This is a genomic window from Streptomyces griseofuscus, from assembly GCF_014673495.1.
GTDB classification, from domain to species: domain Bacteria; phylum Actinomycetota; class Actinomycetes; order Streptomycetales; family Streptomycetaceae; genus Streptomyces; species Streptomyces murinus.
Genome location: NZ_CP051006.1, coordinates 7,781,208 through 7,801,140, shown reverse-complemented (window position 1 = coordinate 7,801,140; position 19,933 = coordinate 7,781,208). Strand labels below are relative to the sequence as shown.

General features: G+C 72.6%; 21 protein-coding genes. 11 read left to right on the top strand and 10 right to left on the bottom strand.

Annotated features, from left to right (window positions below):
• Positions 1-80 precede the first annotated feature (80 nt).
• Positions 81-1,112 (top strand): LLM class flavin-dependent oxidoreductase, encoded by a 1,032-nt coding sequence (locus HEP81_RS35310; RefSeq protein ID WP_037663754.1) that lies wholly within the window; start codon positions 81-83, stop codon positions 1,110-1,112.
• Between the two features lie 15 nt (positions 1,113-1,127).
• On the opposite strand, the gene HEP81_RS35305 is transcribed toward HEP81_RS35310, so the two are convergent.
• Positions 1,128-2,213 carry a TauD/TfdA dioxygenase family protein gene (locus HEP81_RS35305; RefSeq protein ID WP_078967782.1) on the bottom strand — a complete coding sequence of 362 codons (1,086 nt, stop codon included), beginning with the start codon at positions 2,211-2,213 and terminating at the stop codon, positions 1,128-1,130.
• Positions 2,214-2,350: 137 nt separating this feature from the next.
• On the opposite strand from HEP81_RS35305, the gene HEP81_RS35300 reads away from it, so the two are divergent.
• The 3 genes from HEP81_RS35300 (at position 2,351) to HEP81_RS35290 (ending at position 4,462) form a co-directional block, all read left to right on the top strand.
• Positions 2,351-3,181, top strand: coding sequence for an aldo/keto reductase (locus HEP81_RS35300; RefSeq protein WP_037663753.1), 831 nt, complete (start codon positions 2,351-2,353; stop codon positions 3,179-3,181).
• A 59-nt stretch (positions 3,182-3,240) separates the two neighbouring features.
• A complete protein-coding gene (locus tag HEP81_RS35295; protein WP_037663750.1) occupies positions 3,241-3,891 on the top strand; it encodes a DNA polymerase ligase N-terminal domain-containing protein in 651 nt (216 codons plus the stop codon).
• 133 nt (positions 3,892-4,024) lie between these two features.
• Positions 4,025-4,462: a cupin domain-containing protein gene (locus HEP81_RS35290; protein ID WP_037663749.1), complete on the top strand. Its 438-nt coding sequence runs from the start codon at positions 4,025-4,027 to the stop codon at positions 4,460-4,462.
• Positions 4,463-4,469: 7 nt separating this feature from the next.
• Here HEP81_RS35290 and HEP81_RS35285 read toward each other — a convergent pair whose 3' ends face one another.
• From HEP81_RS35285 to HEP81_RS35275, 3 genes are all read right to left on the bottom strand, one after another.
• A complete protein-coding gene (locus HEP81_RS35285) occupies positions 4,470-6,815 on the bottom strand; it encodes a SpoIIE family protein phosphatase (RefSeq protein ID WP_037663746.1) in 2,346 nt (781 codons plus the stop codon).
• Between the two features lie 57 nt (positions 6,816-6,872).
• The gene (locus tag HEP81_RS35280) at positions 6,873-7,340 is read right to left on the bottom strand and encodes a peroxiredoxin (protein WP_037663744.1); all 468 of its coding nucleotides are present in this window, start codon (positions 7,338-7,340) and stop codon (positions 6,873-6,875) included.
• A 74-nt stretch (positions 7,341-7,414) separates the two neighbouring features.
• Positions 7,415-7,951: a MarR family winged helix-turn-helix transcriptional regulator gene (locus HEP81_RS35275; protein WP_037663742.1), complete on the bottom strand. Its 537-nt coding sequence runs from the start codon at positions 7,949-7,951 to the stop codon at positions 7,415-7,417.
• Positions 7,952-8,202: 251 nt separating this feature from the next.
• Between HEP81_RS35275 and HEP81_RS35270 the strand changes: the two genes are divergently transcribed.
• The 4 genes from HEP81_RS35270 to hemC all read left to right on the top strand — a co-directional run bounded on the left by HEP81_RS35270 (position 8,203) and on the right by hemC (position 11,604).
• Complete coding sequence (locus HEP81_RS35270; protein ID WP_037663741.1) at positions 8,203-8,586, top strand: SH3 domain-containing protein; 384 nt, start codon at positions 8,203-8,205, stop codon at positions 8,584-8,586.
• 191 nt (positions 8,587-8,777) lie between these two features.
• On the top strand, positions 8,778-9,557 hold the full coding sequence (locus HEP81_RS35265) for a helix-turn-helix domain-containing protein (protein WP_051850712.1): 780 nt from the start codon (positions 8,778-8,780) through the stop codon (positions 9,555-9,557).
• Positions 9,558-9,687: 130 nt separating this feature from the next.
• A complete protein-coding gene (locus HEP81_RS35260; protein ID WP_078967781.1) occupies positions 9,688-10,644 on the top strand; it encodes an ATP-dependent DNA ligase in 957 nt (318 codons plus the stop codon).
• Between the two features lie 18 nt (positions 10,645-10,662).
• Positions 10,663-11,604: a hydroxymethylbilane synthase gene (gene hemC, locus HEP81_RS35255; protein ID WP_190276066.1), complete on the top strand. Its 942-nt coding sequence runs from the start codon at positions 10,663-10,665 to the stop codon at positions 11,602-11,604.
• 24 nt (positions 11,605-11,628) lie between these two features.
• Here the strand turns inward: hemC and HEP81_RS35250 are convergent, their stop codons facing one another.
• The 4 genes from HEP81_RS35250 to HEP81_RS35235 form a co-directional block, all read right to left on the bottom strand.
• Positions 11,629-12,153: a hypothetical protein gene (locus HEP81_RS35250; RefSeq protein ID WP_037663733.1), complete on the bottom strand. Its 525-nt coding sequence runs from the start codon at positions 12,151-12,153 to the stop codon at positions 11,629-11,631.
• Positions 12,154-12,336: 183 nt separating this feature from the next.
• Positions 12,337-13,200 carry an ABC transporter permease gene (locus HEP81_RS35245; protein WP_037663731.1) on the bottom strand — a complete coding sequence of 288 codons (864 nt, stop codon included), beginning with the start codon at positions 13,198-13,200 and terminating at the stop codon, positions 12,337-12,339.
• Complete coding sequence (locus HEP81_RS35240) at positions 13,157-14,032, bottom strand: ABC transporter ATP-binding protein (RefSeq protein ID WP_037663768.1); 876 nt, start codon at positions 14,030-14,032, stop codon at positions 13,157-13,159. Before HEP81_RS35240 ends, HEP81_RS35245 begins: the two co-directional genes overlap by 44 nt.
• A 17-nt stretch (positions 14,033-14,049) precedes the next feature.
• The gene (locus HEP81_RS35235; RefSeq protein WP_078967780.1) at positions 14,050-14,616 is read right to left on the bottom strand and encodes a MarR family winged helix-turn-helix transcriptional regulator; all 567 of its coding nucleotides are present in this window, start codon (positions 14,614-14,616) and stop codon (positions 14,050-14,052) included.
• A gap of 281 nt (positions 14,617-14,897) precedes the next feature.
• Here HEP81_RS35235 and HEP81_RS35230 point away from each other — a divergent pair, with 281 nt between their 5' ends.
• Both HEP81_RS35230 and HEP81_RS35225 read left to right on the top strand, forming a co-directional pair.
• Positions 14,898-15,707: an RNA polymerase sigma factor SigF gene (locus tag HEP81_RS35230; protein ID WP_037663729.1), complete on the top strand. Its 810-nt coding sequence runs from the start codon at positions 14,898-14,900 to the stop codon at positions 15,705-15,707.
• A gap of 124 nt (positions 15,708-15,831) precedes the next feature.
• Positions 15,832-16,662: a VOC family protein gene (locus HEP81_RS35225; protein WP_037663726.1), complete on the top strand. Its 831-nt coding sequence runs from the start codon at positions 15,832-15,834 to the stop codon at positions 16,660-16,662.
• Positions 16,663-16,669: 7 nt separating this feature from the next.
• Here HEP81_RS35225 and glgX read toward each other — a convergent pair whose 3' ends face one another.
• Both glgX and HEP81_RS35215 read right to left on the bottom strand, forming a co-directional pair.
• Entirely contained in the window at positions 16,670-18,823 is a 2,154-nt protein-coding gene (gene glgX, locus HEP81_RS35220) for a glycogen debranching protein GlgX (RefSeq protein ID WP_106980102.1), read from the bottom strand.
• Positions 18,820-19,329 carry a hypothetical protein gene (locus HEP81_RS35215; RefSeq protein WP_037663723.1) on the bottom strand — a complete coding sequence of 170 codons (510 nt, stop codon included), beginning with the start codon at positions 19,327-19,329 and terminating at the stop codon, positions 18,820-18,822. The genes glgX and HEP81_RS35215 overlap by 4 nt, the downstream gene beginning before the upstream one ends.
• Before the next feature lie 304 nt (positions 19,330-19,633).
• Here HEP81_RS35215 and HEP81_RS35210 point away from each other — a divergent pair, with 304 nt between their 5' ends.
• On the top strand, positions 19,634-19,933 hold the full coding sequence (locus tag HEP81_RS35210) for a DUF5133 domain-containing protein (protein WP_037663721.1): 300 nt from the start codon (positions 19,634-19,636) through the stop codon (positions 19,931-19,933).

Sequence of the window (19,933 nt, the reverse complement as noted above, 5' to 3'; positions counted from 1 at the left end):
CGCCGAAAACCGATCACACAGTTGTCACACTCGGCTGCCACACTCGATGGGGAACCGCAGTACGACCGCTGGAGGAGCCCGTGCCGTCCACCCCACGCCCCCTGCGCAAGCTGGGCTTCCTCACCATCGGCCTGTTCGATCCGGCGGACCCGGCCCGGGGGCACGAGTCCACGCTGGAGATCATCGAACTGGGCGAACGGCTCGGCTTCGACAGCGCCTGGGTCCGCCACCGGCACCTCCAGTACGGCATCTCGTCCCCGGTCGCCGTCCTCGCCGCCGCCTCCCAGCGCACCCGCCGTATCGAACTGGGCACCGCGGTCATACCGCTCGGCTGGGAGAACCCGCTGCGCCTCGCCGAGGACCTGGCGACCGTCGACCTGCTGTCCGGCGGCCGGCTGAACCCGGGGCTCAGCGTGGGCCCGCCGATGCACTACGACCAGGTGAGGGACGCCCTGTACCCGGACACCGGCGACAGCGAGGACTTCGGCCACGAGCGGGTGCGGCGGCTCCTGGACCTCGTGCGCGGCAAGCCCGCCAGCGACTTCAGCGGGGTCGAGGGCTTCGAGGTGTTCAGCGATGTGGTGCAGCCGCACTCCCCCGGGCTCGGCGGCCGGCTGTGGTACGGCGGCGGCAGCCTCGGCTCCGCGCGCTGGGCGGGCGAGCACGGGATGAACTTCCTGACCAGCAGCGTCGTCAAGGCGGCGGGCCCGGACGAGGAGCCGTACGACTTCGCGGAGATACAGCGCTCCCTCATCCGGGAGTTCCGGGCGCACCACCCCGACGGCGCGGCGGCCCGGGTCTCGCAGGGCCTGGTGGTGATACCCACCGACTCGGCGAGTCCCGAACAGCGCGCCCGGTACGCCGAGTTCGCCGCCAAGAGGCTGCCGCGCACCACCGCCCCGCAGGGCCCGGCGCGGCTGCTGTTCGCGCCGGACCTGGTCGGCACCTCGGCGGAGCTGGCCGAGCGGCTGCGGGCGGACCCGGCGTTCCGGGAGGTGGACGAGGTGGCCTTCGCGCTGCCGTTCACCTTCGCGCACGAGGACTATGTGCAGATCCTGACCGACATGGCGACGAAGCTCGGTCCGGCGCTCGGCTGGCGCCCTGCGGTCTGACCGTCGTACCGGCTGCTACCAGCGGCCCGCCTCGGTGCCCGTCACCGGGGTGGAGGGCCTGCCGTCCACCCCGACCGGCACCTCGCCGTGCAGCATCACCCGGTGCATGATCCGGGGCACGTCGAGCCCGGTGTGGTCGCTGGGGGCCAGATGGATGGTGGCCCGGTTGTCCCAGAAGGCGACGCTGCCGGGCGCCCAGCGGAAGCGGACCGTGTACTCGGGGCGGACCGCCTGGTCGAGAAGCATCTGGAGCAGCGCGGCGCTCTCCGGGCGGGAGACGCCGGTGATCTGCTCGATGTAGTAGCCGTTGACGAACAGCACCCGCTCCCCGGTCTCCGGGTGCACCCGCACCAGGGGGTGCTCGCAGGCCATCTGGTGGTCCAGGAGGTGGCGCAGATAGGCGTCGTCGCCGGGGCGTGGCTGGTAGCCGACGCCGAGCCGGTGCTCGGCGCGCAGCCCGTCCACGAAGGCGCGCACCGGCGCGGACAGGCCCGCGTAGGCGGCGGCCAGATTGGCCCAGGTGGTGTCGCCGCCGTAGGGCGGGACGGACTCGGCGCGCAGGACGGTCGCGGCGGGCGGGTCGACGCGGGCGCCGTGGTCGCAGTGCCAGCCGCGCAGCAGATGGGGGCGGCGGCGGGCGAGCCACTCCTCGTGGTCCATGCCGTAGCGGCCGCCCAGTTCCAGCCGGTCGGCCGTGGTCTCCACCTCGGGGAAGTCCGGGGGCGAGGCGCCGCCGCGGCGGCCGAGGACCACCGGTTCGCCGAAATGGCGGGCGAAGGCGACCTGCCCGGCGTGGTCCAGGCGCTGGTCCCGGAAGAACACCACCTTCCAGCGCAGCACGGCCCGCCGGATCAGGTCGGCCACCGCGTCGTCGAGGGGTGCGGCGAGGTCGACCCCGGTGATCTCGGCGCCGATGTGCCCGGCGACCGGCCGCACCTCGACGCCCCCGACCCGCAGGTCCACGCTGGTGACCGGATCCGGCCGGTCCGTGCGTGCGGGCCGCGCCGGTCCTTCCCGCCGCTCCGACCGCTCCCGGCGCTCCGGCCGCTCCGGCTGTTTCGGCCGCTCCTGCTGCTGCGCGGCGGCCCTGTCCGTCGTCATGCGCGCGCTCCGCTGCTCGTCCGTACCGGCCCCGGGGCCCGTGCCGTCCGCCGGCCACGTCGCGCCCGTCCGGTTGATCACCACTCACCCTATCCATGAGGCTGGTGGCACGACACTGTCGAGCGGAAGGTCTCCTCGTGAACGGCATACCGGTGCACACGCTCAACGACGGAACGACGATCCCCGCCCTCGGCCTCGGCACCTGGCCGCTGGACGACACCGCGGCCGAGCGGGCCGTACGCGAGGCGCTCGGCCTCGGCTACCGGCTGGTGGACACCGCGGTGAACTACCGCAACGAGACCGGCGTGGGCCGTGCCCTCGCAGACGCCGGGGTGCCCCGCGAGGAGCTGGTGGTGACGACCAAGCTCCCGGGCCGCCACCACGGCTACCAGGAGACCCTGGCCTCCTTCGAGGAGTCCCGGCGGCGGCTCGGCGTGGAGTACGTGGACCTGTATCTGATCCACTGGCCGAACCCCCGGGTCGGCAAGTACGTCGACTCCTGGAAGGCGATGATCAAGCTCCGGGAGGACGGTCTGATCCGCTCGATCGGCGTCTCCAACTTCACCCCGGAGCACATCATGCGGCTGGAGAAGGAGACCGGGGTGCTGCCGTCGGTGAACCAGATCGAGCTGCACCCGCTGTTCCCGCAGGAGGAGCTGCGCGCCTTCCACGCGGACCAGGGCATCCTCACCGAGAGCTGGAGCCCGCTGGGCCGGGGCGGCCATCTGCTGGGCGACCCGCACGTCGGCCGGATCGCCGACGAGCACGGGGTGAGTCCCGGGCAGGTGCTGCTGCGCTGGCACGTCCAGCTGGGCGCGCTGCCCATCCCGAAATCCGCCGATCCCGAGCGGCAGCGCGCCAACCTGGACGTCTTCGGCTTCGAGCTGGACTCGGACCAGATGGCCGCGATCGCCCGGCACGCCCCGACCCGGCTCGGCGGCGACCCGGAGACGCACGAGGAGTTCTGAGACCGGGGTGAGCGGGGTACCCGGGGCCCGGTGAGGCGGACGCACGGAAGGAGCCGCACGTGGCAGCGGAGGACCGGCTGCGGACGTACCGCGGCAAGCGCGACTTCGAGCGGACCCGGGAACCCGCGGCCGAAGGGCGGGCGGACGAGGGCCGAAGGCCCTCGGCCGGAGAGGATGCCGGGGGCCGGGGCGGCGGGCGTCCCCGGTTCGTGGTGCAGATCCACGACGCGCGCCGGATGCACTTCGACTTCCGGCTCCAGGTGGCCGACGTCCTGAAGTCCTGGTCCGTGCCGAGGGGCCCGTCCGCCGACCCCGGCGACAAGCGGCTCGCCGTGCCGACGGAAGATCATCCGCTGGCGTACGAGGACTTCGAGGGCGTGATCCCGAAGGGCGAGTACGGCGGCGGCACGGTGATCGTGTGGGACCGGGGGACGTACGAGCCGCTGAGCCATGACCGGCAGGGGCGGCCGGTGGACTTCGCCGAGTCGCTGGAGCGCGGACATGCCACGTTCCGGCTGCACGGCACCAAGCTGCGCGGCGAGTACGCCCTGACCCGCTTCCGGGGCCGGGACGGGGAGGACCACTGGCTGCTGGTGCGCAAGGGCGCGGCGCACCGGGCCGGGCACGGGTCCCCCGACCCCCGGCGGGCCCGTTCGGTGCGCACCGGGCGCACCCTCGCCCAGGTCGCGGCGGACAGCGGCGCGAGCTGACCGATTACGGGCCGACCGGGCGCGGGCCGACCGGGCAAGCGCCGACAATCCGGATTCCCTGATTCCGGCCCCAACTGGTGTGCGAGGAGCCTATGTTCGCGCCGAAATCCTTCGCTCCCCTGGAGGCATCCCCATGCGCACAGCACCGCGCGCCGCCGCCCTCATCGGCGCCGTGACCGCCGCAACCGTACTCACCTGCCAGCCCGCGGGGGCGACCCCGGCGGGCCCCGGGGTGACGGCCCGCACGATCAGTGAACGGACCGTCGGCGACACCGACTACACCCTGCGGGAGATCACCGTCCCGCCCGGCCAGAGCACCGGCTGGCACTACCACGACGGCCCCCTGTACGGCGTGGTGCGCCAGGGCACCCTGAGCCACTTCGACTCCGCCTGCGCCCCGGACGGGGTGTACCAGGCGGGCGCGCCGATACAGGAGCCCGCCGGACCCGGGAACGTGCACATAGGGCGCAACCTCGGGGACACCCCGGTGGTGCTCGATGTGCTGTACGTGCTGCCGCACGGCTCCCCGTTCTCCGAGGACGCTCCGAACCCGGGCTGCGCCTTCCAGTAGCGGGCGATCAGGCGTCGGGGAGCGGCTGTTCGGCCCAGATGGTCTTGCCCGCGGCCGTCTGCCTGCTCCCCCAGCGCTGGGTGAGCTGCGCGACCAGCAGCAGTCCCCGGCCGCCCTCGTCGTAGGCGTGCGCCCGGCGCAGATGCGGGGAGGTGGAACTGGCGTCGGAGACCTCGCAGATGAGGGCGCGGTCGCGGATCAGCCGTAGCTGGATGGGGGGTTCGCCGTAGCGGATGGCGTTGGTGACGAGTTCGCTGACGACGAGTTCGGTGACGAACGCGGTCTCCTCCAGCCCCCAGGCGGCCAGTTGCTCTCCTGCGGCCTGCCGCACGACGGCGACCTGGGCGGGGTGGGCGGGTACGTCCCAGGTGGCGACCCGGTCGGCGCCGAGGGCGCGGGTGCGCACCAGCAGGAGGGCCACGTCGTCGCCGGGCTGATCGGGCAGTACGGCCTTGAGGACGCCGTCGGCGAGGGCGTCGAGGGAGTCGGCGGACGCCCCGAGGGCGCGGCGCAGTTCGTCGTCGGCGCCGTCCGGGTTCCCGGCGCGGTGGGCGACCAGGCCGTCGGTGAACAGGGCCACCACGGAGCCCTCGGGCAGCTCCAACTCCGTTGCCTCGAAGGGCAGTCCGCCGATGCCGAGGGGCGGCCCCGCGGTCAGGGGCACCAGCTCGGCGCCGTCGCCGTCGGGCAGGATCAGGAACGGGGCCGGATGGCCGGCGGTGGCGAGCGTGAGCCGGCGCGAGACGGGGTCGTAGACGGCGTACACGCAGGTGGCGCCGATCTCGGCGACCTCCTCGCGGCCGTTCTCGGCGGCCAGGTGCGTCACCAGGTCGTCGAGGTGGGTGAGGAGTTCGTCGGGCGGCAGATCAACATCGGCGAGGGTGCGCACGGCGGTGCGCAGCCGGCCCATGGTGGCCGAGGAGCTGATGCCGTGGCCCACCACATCGCCGACGACCAGTCCGACCCGGCCCCCGGAGAGCGGGATGACATCGAACCAGTCGCCGCCGATCCCGGCCTGCGAGCCGCACGGCAGATAGCGGTGGGCCACGTCGAGCGCGGCCTGTCCGGGCAGTCCGCTCGGCAGCAGGCTGTGCTGGAGGGCGAGGGCGGTGCTGCGTTCACGGGCGAAGCGGCGGGCGTTGTCGATGCAGACGGCGGCGCGGCTGGCCAGCTCCTCGGCGAAGACGGCGTCGTCGGGGCCGTAGTCCTCCGGATGGGCCAGCCGCACGCAGACCGCGACGCCCAGCGTGGTGCCGCGGGCGCGCAGCGGTACGGCGATCATGGAGTGCACGCCCTCCCGGAAGGGGGCGCCCTGGGGCGCGCGCTCGTTGCGGTCCGCGAGCCAGGCCCGGAATCCGGGCTCGCCCGCCTGGCTGAGGATCGCGTGGCCCTCGCGCAGCGCGCAGGCCGGCGGCGCGGGGGGCCGGTAGGTCTGGGTCTCGCCGACCCGGACGGCGACCCCGGGACTGCCGGGCCGGGTGGATTTGTAGGCGACGCGATGCAGCTCGACGTCGTCCGCGGCGACCATGGGGGGCTCGTCGGCACCGAGCACCCAGTCGAGCAGGTCGACGGTGGCGAAGTCGGCGTAGCGCGGGACGAGGATCTCGATCAGTTCCTCGGCGGTGCGCACCACGTCCAGGGTGGTGCCGATGTGGGCGGCGGCCTCATTGAGCAGGGCGAGCCGGCGTCTGGCCCAGTACTGCTCATTGCTGTCGTAGGCGGCCAGGGCGACCGCGGTCTGCGTACCTGAGGCGTCGCGCAGCGGCCACATCTCCAGGCTCCAGAAGTGCTCCCGGTTCAGCGCGGGCGCGGCGGCGAAGCTCTCGTAGCGCACGGGCAGACCGGTCTCGGCGACCTCGCGCAGATGGCGGACGAAACCCCGGTTGGACTCGGTGTCGGCCACGGTGTCGAGGAAGAACCGGCCGGTCAGCCCCTCCTCGGGGACGCCGATGACCTTGCAGGCGGCGGCGTTGAGACGCAGATAGCGCTGCTGGAGGTCGAAGACGGACATCGACATGGACGCCTGCTCGAAAGCCTGTGCGGCGAACGCGACGCCGGGTGGTTCGGCCGTCACGGCGTAGCCCGCGGGGCGCCCGTCGCCGCCTTCGAGGGGGCAGGCGGTGACGGCGAGGTCGAGGCGGTGGCCGTCGCGGTGCCGCAGGGCGACGGTGCCGTGCCGGGTGCCCGTCCGCGCGGCGAGGGCTGCCGCGGGAAGTTCGGCGGCGAGCAGTTCCGTCGCGGGGCGGCCCACCACCGCCTCGGCCGGGTGGCCCATGAGCAGACGCGCACCCTCGCTCCACCCGGTCACCCAGCCCCGAGTGTCGATGATCGCCACCGCGGCGACACGGTCCATAAGGCCCAGAATGATCCGATTGTCGCGGCTCCTCAAGCGCGGGGACCGCGAGCCGGGTCAGGCCCGGTGGGCGCGCAGGGCGGCGAGGGCCTTGTCGGCGTGGGTGTTCATGCGCAGCTCGCTGCGGACGATCTCCAGTACGGTGCGGTCCTCGGCGATGACGAAGGTGACGCGCTTGGTGGGGGCGAGGGTGAAGCCGCGCCTGACCCCGAACCGCTCGCGGACCGCGCCGTCGGCGTCGGACAGGAGCGGCATGCCGAGCGTGTGCCGTCCGGCGAACTCCCGCTGCTTGTCGACGTCGTCGCCGCTGATGCCCACGGGCCGGGCGCCGAGCGCGGCGAACTCGGCGGCGAGGTCGCGGAAGTGGCAGGCCTCGGCGATGCAGCCCGGGGTGAGGGCCGCGGGGTAGAAGAAGAGGACCACGGGTCCCTCGGCGAGCAGTTCGCCGAGGCTTCGGACCGTCCCGGACTCGTCGGGGAGGGCGAAGTCCTCCGCCTTGTCCCCGACCTCGACACGCTCACTCATGACCGGTTCCTCCTCTGGTGGCCTGCCGCCGGATATTACTGGACGGTAAGCCGCCGGGTGGCCCGTTCGCGGGACTACTTCTCCGGCTCCTCGTGCCCCGCCACCGCCGCCGCGCCCGGCTCGCCCTCCGTCTCGGCGGAGTACGCGAGGAAGTCGTCCACCATCCGATGGAACAGGGTGGCCAGCTGCCGCAGTTCCTCGGGCCGCCAGTCCGCCAGCGCCAGCTGCATCTCCCCCGCCCCGGCCTCCCGGATCCGGCCGACGGCGAGGCGGCCCGCGTCAGTGAGCCGGATCCGCTGGGCGCGCCCGTCGTCGGGGTCGGGCACCCGGGTGACGTACCCCGCCCGATGGAGCTGCTGCACGGTCCGGGTCACATGGGAGGCCTCGACCCCGAGGCGGTGCGCCACCTCGCCGGGCCGCATCGGCTCGCAGTCCGCGATCTGCCGCAGCAGCGCCACCGCGGCCCGGTCCAGCGGTACGTCGGCCAGGGCTCGCAGCCGGTCGTGGTGCCGGGTGCGGGTGCCGAGGTAGGTGATGCGGGTGAGGGCGCGCTCGATCTCGGCGACCTCCGGGGAGGCCGCGTTCGGGCCGGGCGGCGAGGGCGCGGGCATGCCTTCGAGTCTACGCGGACATTGCATGACTCAACCTTTTCGTCCCAGCGGCGCACAGGGCACGGACCGAGTCGCTCCGGTACGTCCGCCCGGCTCCGCGCCTCCCGCGAGATCAGGCCGTGCGGCCCGCGCCCCGGGACGTCCCAGGCCGTCCCACGGGACAGCGAAACGGCATGGTGAGGGGTTCGCACGGCAAGGCTGGGCGGCGTGATCACGGTTCGTGGTCACGAGATCGACAGCCGGAGGTTTCCATGATCCGTCGGGCCCTCAAGAGCGTTCTGCCGGCCGCGGCCGCGGTGCTCGCCCTGCTCCCCGCGTCGGCCGGTGCCGCCGCGGCGAGCACCGTCACCGCCCACCCGGTGGCCGCCGTCGCCGCCCCGCAACACCCCGTCCACACCCAGCCCTACCACACCGGCCGGGTCGCCACCCGCGGCATCCGGCTCAACGTCCGCTCCGGCCCGGGCACCGGCTACCGGGTGGTCGGCAGCCGGCACACCAACCGGCTCATCTCGGTCAGCTGCAAGACCTACGGCTCCCGGGTGCACGGCAACCACGTCTGGTACCGGCTCCCCCAGCACCGGGGCTACGTCTCCGCCCACTACGTGACCACCCGCCGGTACGTCCCCTGGTGCTGACGGGCGTCCGCCGCATCATCCACTGACCGCCGAGGGCCTGTCCGGGAGCCGCGTCCCGAACAGGCCTTCGGCATGAGGGCGCTTGACCCGGCCCATACCTCGTCCGGTGTTGCAGCGGCCGTCCGACAGGGAAACCATCCCGGCATCAGGGGCGAAACGCCCATAGGGGAATGGGAGTCGAGGAACGCACGATGCGGCACCCCCAAGGATCGACCGCGCCGGACGAGTCGCTGGTGGTGACACTGCGCGAGCTGAAGGACCGTACAGGTCTGAGCCTGGCGGCGCTGGCCGCGCGCACCCCGTACAGCAAGTCCGCCTGGCACCGCTATCTTTCGGGCGGCAAGCGGCCGCCGCGGCCCGCGGTGGAGGCCCTGTGCCGGCTGGCCGAGGCCGACGCCACGGCCGTACTGGCGCTGTGGGAGGCGGCCGAGGAGCCCGCGCCCCCGGAGCCGCCCGAGGAGCGCCCCGGTGGCCGCCGCTCCCCCCGGCTCCCGCTGTGGATCCCGGTGTCGGTGCTCGCGCTGTTCGGCGCGGCCGCGGCGGTGGCCGCGGCCGTGGCCCTGTCCGGGCGCCCGGACTCCGCTCCGGTGGCCCAGCCGCTGAGCGAGGTGCCGCGCTGTCACGGGTCCTCCTGCCAGGGCGAGTTGCCCGACGCCTCGGTGTGCGCCCGGGACGCGCAGACCAGGAGCCGGGTCGCCGACCACGCCTATGCCGTACGGCTGCGCTACTCGCCGTCCTGCCGCACCGCCTGGTCGGAGGTACGGGTGCGCGGCCGGCTGGCCCGGGAGGTGTCGGTGCGCGCGGGCGACGACATCCTCTCCGCGAGCTATCCGGCCGATGATGTGACCGGCGTCAACAGCCCGATGCTGTCGGTGGGTTCGCCCTGGGGCGTGGAGGCGTGCGCCGAGGTGGGCGGGAAGGTGGCGTGCACGGGCCTGGACGCGGACGCTCCACCGGCGCCGGTGGACTGACGCAGGGGCCGGGCGGCGGCCCGGCGGGGCACCCCGTTCAGGGGAACCGACGGCCGAAGGCGCGTGCCGGGGCCCGGATCGGTCGACATCTTCCCCCGTGACCGCCACCGCCCTGCCGCTCATCGCGCCGATGCTCGCCACCCCCGGCTCGCTGCCGCCCGCCGCGCAGGACGCGCGCTGGGCGTACGAGACCAAGCAGGACGGGCAGCGGGTGATGGTCTATCTGCCCGGGGACGGCACCCTGGTGCTGCGCGCCCGTTCGGGCGAGGTGATCACCGGGGCGTATCCCGAACTGGCGCCGCTGGGCGGCGCGCTGGGTGCCACCCCAGCGGTCCTCGACGGCGAGGTGCTGGCCCTGGACCCGGACGGCCGGGCCGACTTCCAGCTGCTCCAGAGCCGGATGGGCCTCGCCCACGCGCCCGCGCGGGCCGCGCGCCGGGCCGCGCAGGTGCCGGTGCATCTGGTGCTGTTCGATGTGCCGTATCTGGCGCGGCCGCTGCTGCGGGAGCCGTATGCACGGCGCCGGGCGCGGCTGCTGGAGCTGGGACTGTCAGGGCCGTACTGGTCGACGCCCGGCGCGGTGACCGGGCACGGCGCCCAGGCCCTCGCGGCCACCCGGGAGCACGGGCTCGAGGGCCTGGTGTGCAAGCGGCTCGACTCGGTGTACGAGCCAGGGGTGCGCTCGCGCGCCTGGATCAAGATCCGCAACCTGCGGGCCGAGGATGTGATCGTGGGCGGCTGGCTGCCCGGCAAGGGGCGGCTCACGGGGCTGCCCGGCGCGGTGCTGGTGGGCCAGCGGGACTCGGCCGGCCGGCTGCGTTACGTCGGCGGGGTGGGCACCGGCTGGAGCGAGGCGGAGCGGATCCGGCTCGCGGAGCTGCTCACGGACGCGGCGAGCGGGCGCTGCCCCTTCGAGCCGGTGCCCCGCGTCCCGGGCGCGCGCTGGGTGCTGCCCCGGCTGGTCGGCGAGGTCGCTTACAGCACCCGTACCCGGTCCGGGCTGCTGCGTCAGCCGTCCTGGCTAAGGCTGCGTCCCGATCTTTCGCCACAGGACTCGGCGGCGGAGCTGCCCGGGGACCTGGCATGAGGCGGGTGGGTCTATCGTGTGCGCATGCCGGTTCCCGAACTGATCCGAATCGTCTCCCGTGACTCGCCCATGGCCCTGGCCCAAGTGGATCGGGTCCGCGCCGAGTTGGCCGCCCTGCACCCGGGGGTGCGCACCGAGGTCGTCCCCGTGAAGACCACCGGCGACAAGTGGCTCGGCGATCTGGCCCAGGTCGAGGGCAAGGGGGCGTTCACCAAGGAGGTGGACGCGGCCCTGCTGGCCGGGGCGGCGGATCTCGCGGTGCACTGTGTGAAGGACGTGCCCGCCGACCGGCCGTTGCCCGCCGGGACGGTGTTCGCCGCGTTCCTGAAGCGGGACGACATCCGCGACGCGCTGGTGCACCCGGGCGGCCTCACCCTGGACGAGCTGCCGGCCGGCACCCGGATCGGCACCTCCGCGGTGCGCAAGATCGCCCAACTGGCCGCCACCCACCCGCATCTGGAGTGTGTGCCGTTCCGCGGCAACGCCAACCGCAGGCTCCAGAAGCTGGCCGACGGCGAGGCGGACGCGCTGCTGCTCGCGGTGGCCGGCCTGGAGCGCATCGGGCGCACCGATGTGATCAGCGAGGTGCTGTCCCCGGAGACGATGATGCCGCCGATCGGCGCGGGCATCCTCGCCTTGCAGTGCCGGGAGGACGACACCGAGCTGATCGACGCGGTCAGCGGGCTCGGCGACCCGGACACCCATCGGGAGGCGACGGCCGAGCGGATGTTCCTGCATGTGCTCCAGGGCCACTGCAACAGCCCGATCTCCGGGTACGCACAGGTGGACGCCAGCGGTGAACTCTCCCTGCGGGCCTGTGTGTTCACGCCCGACGGCAAGACCCGGCTGAACGCCCACGAGTGGGCGGGCCGGCTCGATCCGGCCACGCTCGGCACCTCGGTGGCGGTGGCGCTGCTGCGGCAGGGGGCGCGGGAGATCATCGACGGCATCCCGCACTGAGCGGGGCCGGGGGGCGGCCGGGGCTCAGGCGGTGCCGGGCTCCGTCTGCTCCTTGAGGAAGACGCTGACCTGGTGGGCCAGGTCGCCCTGTGCGGAGCCCACGGGGGCGGTCTGCGCGGTCGCCTCCTGGACGTCGGTGCCGCCGGCCCACAGCCGGCGCTCGGTCCATTCCTCGTCCACCCGCAGCTGCACCTGGATGTCCACATGGGTGAGCGCGGCCTCGGGGGCGGCGGCGTAGAGGACGGCGGTGGCCCGGCGCAGCGGATAGACGTCGAAGCCCTCGATGAACTGCGAGTTGCGCCAGTCGATGAACGCGCCCTCGCCGTCCGGTCCGACCCGGACGTCGAGTTGGCCGTCCTCCAGGTGGATACCGAAGTGCCGCGTGCCGCGGTTCTCGATCGTCACCCGGACACTGAAGTACGTCAGACCGGCCGCGGCGTCGTCGCGTCCGCGCGGGGGTTCGGCGGCCTCCAGGCGGTGGACGCGGACCCGCAGACCGGCATGCTCCTCGTACTCCTGCCAGTCACCGACCACGTTCGGCTCGTACACAGTGCCCCTCTCGACCCCCGAGTGTCTATCTGTGGGCTCAGCGCACTGTCAAATGAGCGGAATGCACCGTGGCCAGGGGGTTCGCCCGCTTTGATCGTTGATCAAGCGCTGCCCAGGAAGAATCCCCCCGGGCCCGGTTCGGACGGGCCACGGTGCGTGCCGCACATCACGTTCCCGGCAAGATCACCGGGCCAGTCGGCCGAGCAGTGAGGAGGCCGCGGTGATGCCGAGCGCGGCGGCGATCGCCAGCACCCCGAAATCGGCGCCGAGATGCGAGGGGGTGCCCAGCAGCAGCCCGCGCAGCGCGTCGACCTGATAGCTCAGCGGATTGACCTTGCTGACGGCCTGGAGCCAGCCCGGCATCACGGAGACGGGGTACAGGGCGTTGGAGCCGAAGAAGAGCGGCATGGTGATCGCCTGCCCGAATCCCATCAGCCGGTCGCGGCTGAGCACGATGCCCGCGATGGTCATCGAGAGGCAGGAGAAGAACACCGAGGCGAGGATCACCGCGAGGGCGACACCGAGCAGCTTCAGGGGGTTCCAGGTGAGGGCGACACCGAGCAGCGCGGCGATCACGATCACCACGATCGCCTGCACCAGCGACTTCACCCCGGCCGCGAACGCCTTGCCGGTGATCAGCGCCGAGCGCGGGGTCGGGGTGACGAGCAGCTTGTTCAGGATGCCCGCGTCCCGCTCCCAGATGATCTGGATGCCGTAGAAGATCGCGATGAACATGGCGGACTGGGCGATGATGCCGGGCGCCATGTAGTCGATGTACGGGATGCCGCCGGTGGGGATCGCCCGGATCCGGGTGAAGGTCTGACCGAAGATCAGCAGCCACAGGGCGGGCTGGACGGCGCGGGTGTACAGCTCGGTGCGGTCGTGGCGCAGCTTCTGGAGCTCCACGGTGCACATGGCGAGCACCCGGGCGGGCAGCAGCCGCCAGCCGGCGCGCGGCACCGGAGGGGTGAGCAGCAGCGCGGTGTCCTTGCCGAGGGCGCGGTCAGCCGACGCGGCGTGCGGTGCGGCGGGTGCTTCGGACTTCACGGAAACCTCCTCCGGTGTTGTCGTCGAGGCCACTGCCGGCGATGTCGCGGAAGACGTCCTCCAGCGTGGGCAGGGTGTCGGTGCCCTTGCGTTCGGCGAGGCCCTGGCGCAGCTCCTCCGGGGTGCCGAGGGCGCGGATACGGCCGCGGTGCATCAGGCCGACCCGGTCGCAGTACTGGTCGGCCTCGTCCATGTAGTGCGTGGTGACGAGGACGGTCATACCGGTCGCCTCGCGTACGGCGTTGATGTGCTCCCACACGCCGGTGCGGGCGATCGGGTCGAGGCCGATGGTCGGCTCGTCCAGGATCAGCAGCCGGGGGGCGCTCACCAGGGCCTGGGCGAGTTCGAGGCGGCGGATCATGCCGCCGGAGTAGGTGCTCGCGAGCCGTCCGGCGGCGTCGGAGAGGTCGACGGCGGAGAGCGCCAGATCGACGCGTGCGGCGCGCTCCCGGCGCGGCACATCGAACACCCGGGCGAACAGGGCGACGTTCTCACGCCCGGTGAGCCCGCCGTCGGCGGACAGCTGCTGCGGGACGTAGCCGAGCATGCGGCGTACTCCCATGCGCTCCTTGGCGGCGTCGTGCCCGAAGACACGGACCATGCCGGCGGGGACCGGAAGCAGGGTGGTGATGCAGCGGATGGCGGTGGTCTTGCCCGCGCCGTTCGGCCCGAGCAGCCCGAAGACCTCGCCTTCGCGGACGCCCAGGTCGAGGTCGTCGACGGCCTTGGTCTCGCCGAAGGCGTAGGTGAGCCCGGTGCAGCTGACGGCCTCGGCGTGGGCTGCGGCGGCCTCGGCCGTGGCGGTGGCCGCCGCGGCCGGGGTGGCGGACATGTCCGCCGGGTCGGTCGTCATGATGGCGTGCCCTCCGTCCAGGGTCCTTCGGGGGCGGCTGCCGCCCCGGCCGGCGCGCTCACGGGCGCCACCGGGTCCTCGTCCGCCTCGGGGTCCTCGTGCAGCAGGTCGGCGAGCCTGCGCAGGGCCGGGAGGGCCGCGCGCAGGGCGTCGCGGTCGGCGCCGTCGAGGCGGGCCAGCCGGCCGCCGACCAGCTCGGCACGGCGGCGGTGCCAGTCCTCCAGGCGCTTCTCGGCGGCCCCGGTCAGCCGCAGCCGCGCGGCCCGCCGGTCGGCCGGGTCGGTCTCCCGGACCAGGTACTCGTCCCGCACGAGCTGGTTGACCAGCGTCGAGACGGAATTGCTCGCCAGGTGCAGTTCCTTGGCCGCCTCCGAGACACCGATCCCCGGGCGGGACTCGACCAGCCGCAGCAGCTCCACCTCGGCACCGCGCAGCCGGGGCCCGGTCAGGCCGCCGCGCAGCCGGCGCCGGATCAGCCGCTGGATGCCGACGAGCGCGTCGGTCAGTTCCGCCGGGAAGGTCCCCGGCGGCCCGGGCGGCGCGTCGCCGCCGGGCCCGCGTATCGCTTCGTCTTCCACGTTTGAAGATTACCTCTGCTACAGAGGTATCACCCCTCGGGCGGCCCCAAGATGCGGTCAAGACCGCTGTACCATTTTTCCAGTTATCAGGTGAATTGTTTTGTGATGTCCGAGAGCGGGAAAACTCACGTATGTGCTTCGGACAGGAGGCACTTCCGTGGGAGCTGGCCACCAGAGCGGCCTGACGCCCCCGAGTCCTATCCCGTGACCGAGCGCGCGCCCCTCCCACGGTGTCCCATCCGGCACCGGCGAGAGAGGTGCGCGCGATGCGTGTCACTGGCAGCACCAGCACCAAGCCCAGATCCCACCCCCATCCCCATGACGACGCGCCCGACACGGGTGAGTCCTTCGTGCGGCTCACGGAGCTGCCCGACGGCCCCGAGCGCCAGGCGCTGCGGGACGAACTGGTGCGGCTGTGGCTGCCCATGGCCGAGCGGATCGCCGTACGGTTCCGCGGCCGCGGGGAGTCCCTGGAGGACCTGTACCAGGTGGCCGCGCTGGGCCTGGTGAAGGCCGTCGACCATTACGACCCCGAGCGCGGCCGCGCCTTCGAGGCGTACGCGGTGCCCACCATCACCGGTGAGATCAAGCGCCACTTCCGGGACCACATGTGGACGCTGCATGTGCCGCGCCGGGTCCAGGACCTGCGCAACCGGGTCCGTACGGCCGTGAAGGAGCTGTCCCAGTCCACGCCGGGCCGGCCGCCCACGGTCGCCGAGATAGCCGAGTACGCCCGGCTGGACGAGGACGAGGTGCGCACCGGGATGGAGGCGCTGGAGTGCTTCTCCGCGCTGTCCCTGGACGCCGAGGTGGCGGGCACGGACGGCTACGCCCTCGGGGACTCGCTGGGCGGCCCCGACCCCGGGTACGACCTCGTGGTGGACCGGGCGGCCGTCAAGCCCTGCCTCGCGGCGCTGCCGGAACGCGAGCGGACCATTCTCTACCTGCGGTTCTTCCGGGGGATGACGCAGAACCGGATCGCACAGCAGCTGGGCATCTCGCAGATGCACGTGTCACGGCTGCTCAGCGGGTGCTTCGACCGGCTGCGGGAGGAACTGCTGGCGGAGACGCGGTGACCCATCCTGTGCGGCGGCCTGCCCCCCTGCCGCCGGGGTACTCGACAGGCGCCCCACCCGCTTCCGGTTGGACACTGGAGCCAGAGCGGTGACCCCCGGCCCCGAGAGCAGGACGTTACCGAACATGAACCGACAAGACCCTGTCAGCGACGGAGCGAACGGCACCGGGCACGGGCCGCGCACACGTGCGGTCGTCTCCACGCACTCCGTTTTCGGCGCACCCTGCTGGGTGAGCCTGACCAGCCGCGACCTCCAGGCCACCATGGACTTCTACACGGCCGTGCTGGGCTGGCGCTGGCGCGGCGCGAAGCTCGGTGAGCACTTCCGGGTCGCGCTGGCCGACGGGGTGCCGGTGGCCGGGATCGCCGCGGTGGCCACGATGTGGCAGATGGCGGTGGCCTGGACGCCGTACTTCGCGGTGCCGGACGCGGATGTCGCGGTGGCGCGGGCACGGGAGCGGGGCGGTACGGCGGCGGTCGGACCGCTCTCCTTCTCGCCGGGCCGGGCCGCGCTGCTCGCCGACCGCGACGGGGCGACGTTCGGGATCTGGCAGGGCGAGCTGGTCTCCAACTGGGAGGCGTGGCGGCGGGCGGCGCCCACGTTCATCCGGCTGCACACCCGCAACGCCTTCGACTCCGCGATGTTCTACGGCGAGATCCTCGACTGGGCGTCGGGGAAGCCGGGGTGCTGCGAGGTCGAGTACGACGGCGACGAGGTCGTGCTGCGCAGCCAGGGTGACGCGGTGGCCCGGATCGACTCGGGCGCGGTGGAGGCCGCCCCGGACCCCTCGGTACGGCCGCACTGGCAGGTCCACTTCGCGGTGGCGGACGTACCCGGGTGCGCACGGGCCGCGGAGAAGCACGGGGGCAGCGTCCTGAAGGAGGACGACACGGAGGCGATCCTCCGGGACGCCGACGGCGCCCAGTTCACGGTGATGTCGCGGCGCGTGCGCTGAGCTTCTCTCATCCGCTCTGATCCGCCGCCCGCGAGGGGCGGGTCAGCAGGATGAGGCTTCTGGCCTCCACCCGCAGCCGTGTTCCCGCCTTGCGCTCGCGCTCGTCCGGTACGCCCTCCGCGTCCGCGGTGTCGACGAGTGTCGTCCAGCGCTCCCCGAACGTCTCGTCGGGCAGCCTGAAGTCCACCGGCTCCCAGTACCCGTTGAGCAGGAGCAGGAAGGAGTCGTCGGTCAACTTCCCCCCGTACGGGTCCCGTTCGGCGATCGCGTCGCCGTTGAGGAAGACGCCGACGGAGTGCGCGTCGCCGCGCTGCCAGTCCCGCCCGGTCATCTCGCGGGCGTCGGGCCGCAGCCACATGAGGTCCGGCAGCGGCTGCGCGGCGTTCGTCGCGGTCTCGCCGCGGAAGAAGCGGCGCCGGCGCAGCACGGGGTGCGCGGCGCGCAGCGCGATGAGGTTGCGGGTGAAGTCCGCCAGGTTCCGCTGCTCGTCGGTGAGCTCCCAGTCGACCCAGGAGATCTCGTTGTCCTGGCAGTACGCGTTGTTGTTGCCCCGCTGGGTGCGCCCGAGCTCGTCCCCGTGGCAGAGCATGGGAATGCCCTGCGATAGCAGCAGGGTGGCGAGGAGGTTGCGCTGCTGGCGCCCCCGCAGTTCGAGCACGGCGGGATCGGTGCTGTCCCCCTCCGCCCCGCAGTTCCAGGACCGGTTGTGGCTCTCGCCGTCCCGGTTGTCCTCCCCGTTGGCCTCGTTGTGCTTGTCGTTGTACGACACCAGGTCCCGCAGCGTGAACCCGTCGTGCGCGGTGACGAAGTTGACGCTCGCCCGCGGCCGGCGCCTGCTGTGCTGGTAGAGGTCGGAGGAGCCGGTCAGCCGGGACGCGAACTCGCCCAGCGAGCCGGGCTCGGTACGCCAGAAGTCCCGTACGGCGTCCCGGTATCTGCCGTTCCACTCCGACCACAGCGGCGGGAAGTTGCCGACCTGGTAGCCGCCCTCCCCCACGTCCCAGGGCTCGGCGATCAGCTTGACGCGGCTGATCACCGGGTCCTGCTGGATCAGGTCGAAGAACGCCGAGAGCCGGTCCACCTCGTGGAACTGCCGGGCCAGGGTGGCCGCGAGGTCGAAGCGGAAGCCGTCGACATGCATCTCGGTGACCCAGTAGCGCAGCGAGTCCATGATCAGCTGGAGTACGTACGGGTGCCGCATCAGCAGGCTGTTGCCGGTGCCCGTGGTGTCGTAGTAGTGCGCCCAGTCCCCGTCCACCAGACGGTAGTAGGAGGCGTTGTCGATGCCCCGGAAGGAGAGGGTGGGCCCGAACTCGTTGCCCTCGGCGGTGTGGTTGTAGACCACGTCGAGGATGACTTCGAGGCCGGCCGCGTGCAGCGCCTTCACCATGGCCTTGAACTCGTTGACCTGCTGGCCCCGGGTGCCGAAGGCGGCGTAGGAGTTGTGCGGCGCGAAGAAGCCGATGGTGTTGTAGCCCCAGTAGTTGGACAGGCCCCGGTCCTGGAGCACCCCGTCCTGGACGAACTGGTGCACCGGCATCAGCTCGACCGCCGTCACCCCGAGCGCGGTCAGATGCTCGATGACGGCGGGATGGGCGAGACCCGCGTAGCTGCCGCGCAGTCGTTCGGGGACGTCCGGGTGGGCGCGGGTCAGTCCGCGCACATGGGCCTCGTAGATCACGGAGTCCGCGTACGCGGTGCGCGGCGGCCGGTCGTCGCCCCAGTCGAAGTACGGGTCGGTGACCACACCCAGCATGGAGTGCCCGGCGCTGTCGGCGGGGGCCGGGCCGTCCGGTGAACGCTCGTACAGGGAGGCGTGGTTGTCGATCTGGCCGTCAACGGCGCGCGCGTACGGGTCGAGCAGCAGCTTCCTCGGGTTGCAGCGGTGGCCGAGCGAGGGCTGCCAGGGGCCGTGCACCCGGTAGCCGTAGCGCTGACCGGGCGCGATGCCGGGCAGATAGGCGTGCCAGACGAAGCCGTCGACCTCGTGCAGCCGGATGGAGGTCTCCTTGCCGGTGTCGTCCACGAGGATCAGGTCGACCCGCTCGGCGACCTCGCTGAACAGCGCGAAGTTGGTGCCCTGTCCGTCGAAGGAGGCGCCCAACGGGTAGGGCTGCCCGCTCCAGACGGGCAGCCCTTTCCTGGTGGTGCGGGCGCTCACCGGCTGCCCTCCAGGCTGTCGCCGGCGGGTGCGGGCGCGGCCAGGACGGCCACCTGGTGCCGCCGCGGCTCCTTCAGTCCGGTGCTCAGGAACGGCTCCGGCGGCAGCGGCACCAGCGGCACCCGTTCACCGGCCCGGGCGCGCTGCGAGAACCAGATGATCTTGGCTCCGGTCTCGGCGGCGCAGCAGCCCCAGCCGTCGCTCATGGCGGCGATGTCCGCGAGGCAGGCGCGCAGATCCTGGTCCGGGCGCAGTTCGGGGTCCTCGTCACCGAAGGCGGTGATGAGGTGCTGGCCGTTCCACCACATCTCGATGGAGGTGTGCTTGTCACGGGCGTGCTGGTCGATCGCCCGCAGCAGCAGTTCGGCGCCGCGGCAGACGGGGGCCACGAGATTGTCGAGGTCCCAGTGGCGGAGATGGGCGGCCAGGATGCGGCTGACCTGTCCCACCCGTTCCGGGCTGACTTCCACGTCGAGGTGGTAGTAGCAGGGCACTGCGGTCTTCATCGTCGCTTACTCCTCACCGGCGAAGCTCTCGCTCCCCTCGCCCTGTCCGGGAGGGATCCCGGACACACAGCGTGAGCGGTGATCGCTTCTGAGTCATCTCCAACGGTGCAGGCGCTACGCCATTCGTGCAACACGAGTACACACCGTTCCCAATGGTTGAAGCTCCAACAAGACGCTGCGTCCGCGCGCGTGCACCATGAGTGAAAGCCTCGATCGCCGTAACGGTGCCGCGCCCACCCCTGCGCGGACGCCACCCGACCGTCGGGAACGCGCCCAGTCGAGAGCGTGGAGGGTGAACAGGGCCATGCTGCTACCCGCCAAGGCCGAAGTGGCCCGGCAGTTGCGGCGTTACCGGGCGTGGGAGCGCGCGATGCTCGCCTCGCCGTACGACCGCACGGTCCGGGCCACGTTCGAGGACTCGGGGTACACCTTGTGCGTTCTGATGGGCAAACGCTGTGCCCGCGAGGCGGCGGACGCGGCGGAACGGTATCTGCGCACGAGTCAGGTCAGCTATCTGCGCGAGCAGGACGCACGGCCGATGTCGCGCCGTTCGGTGCGAAGGGCGCCGGCTTCGGAGCGGCGTTCCACGGCGCCGAGCTCCTGA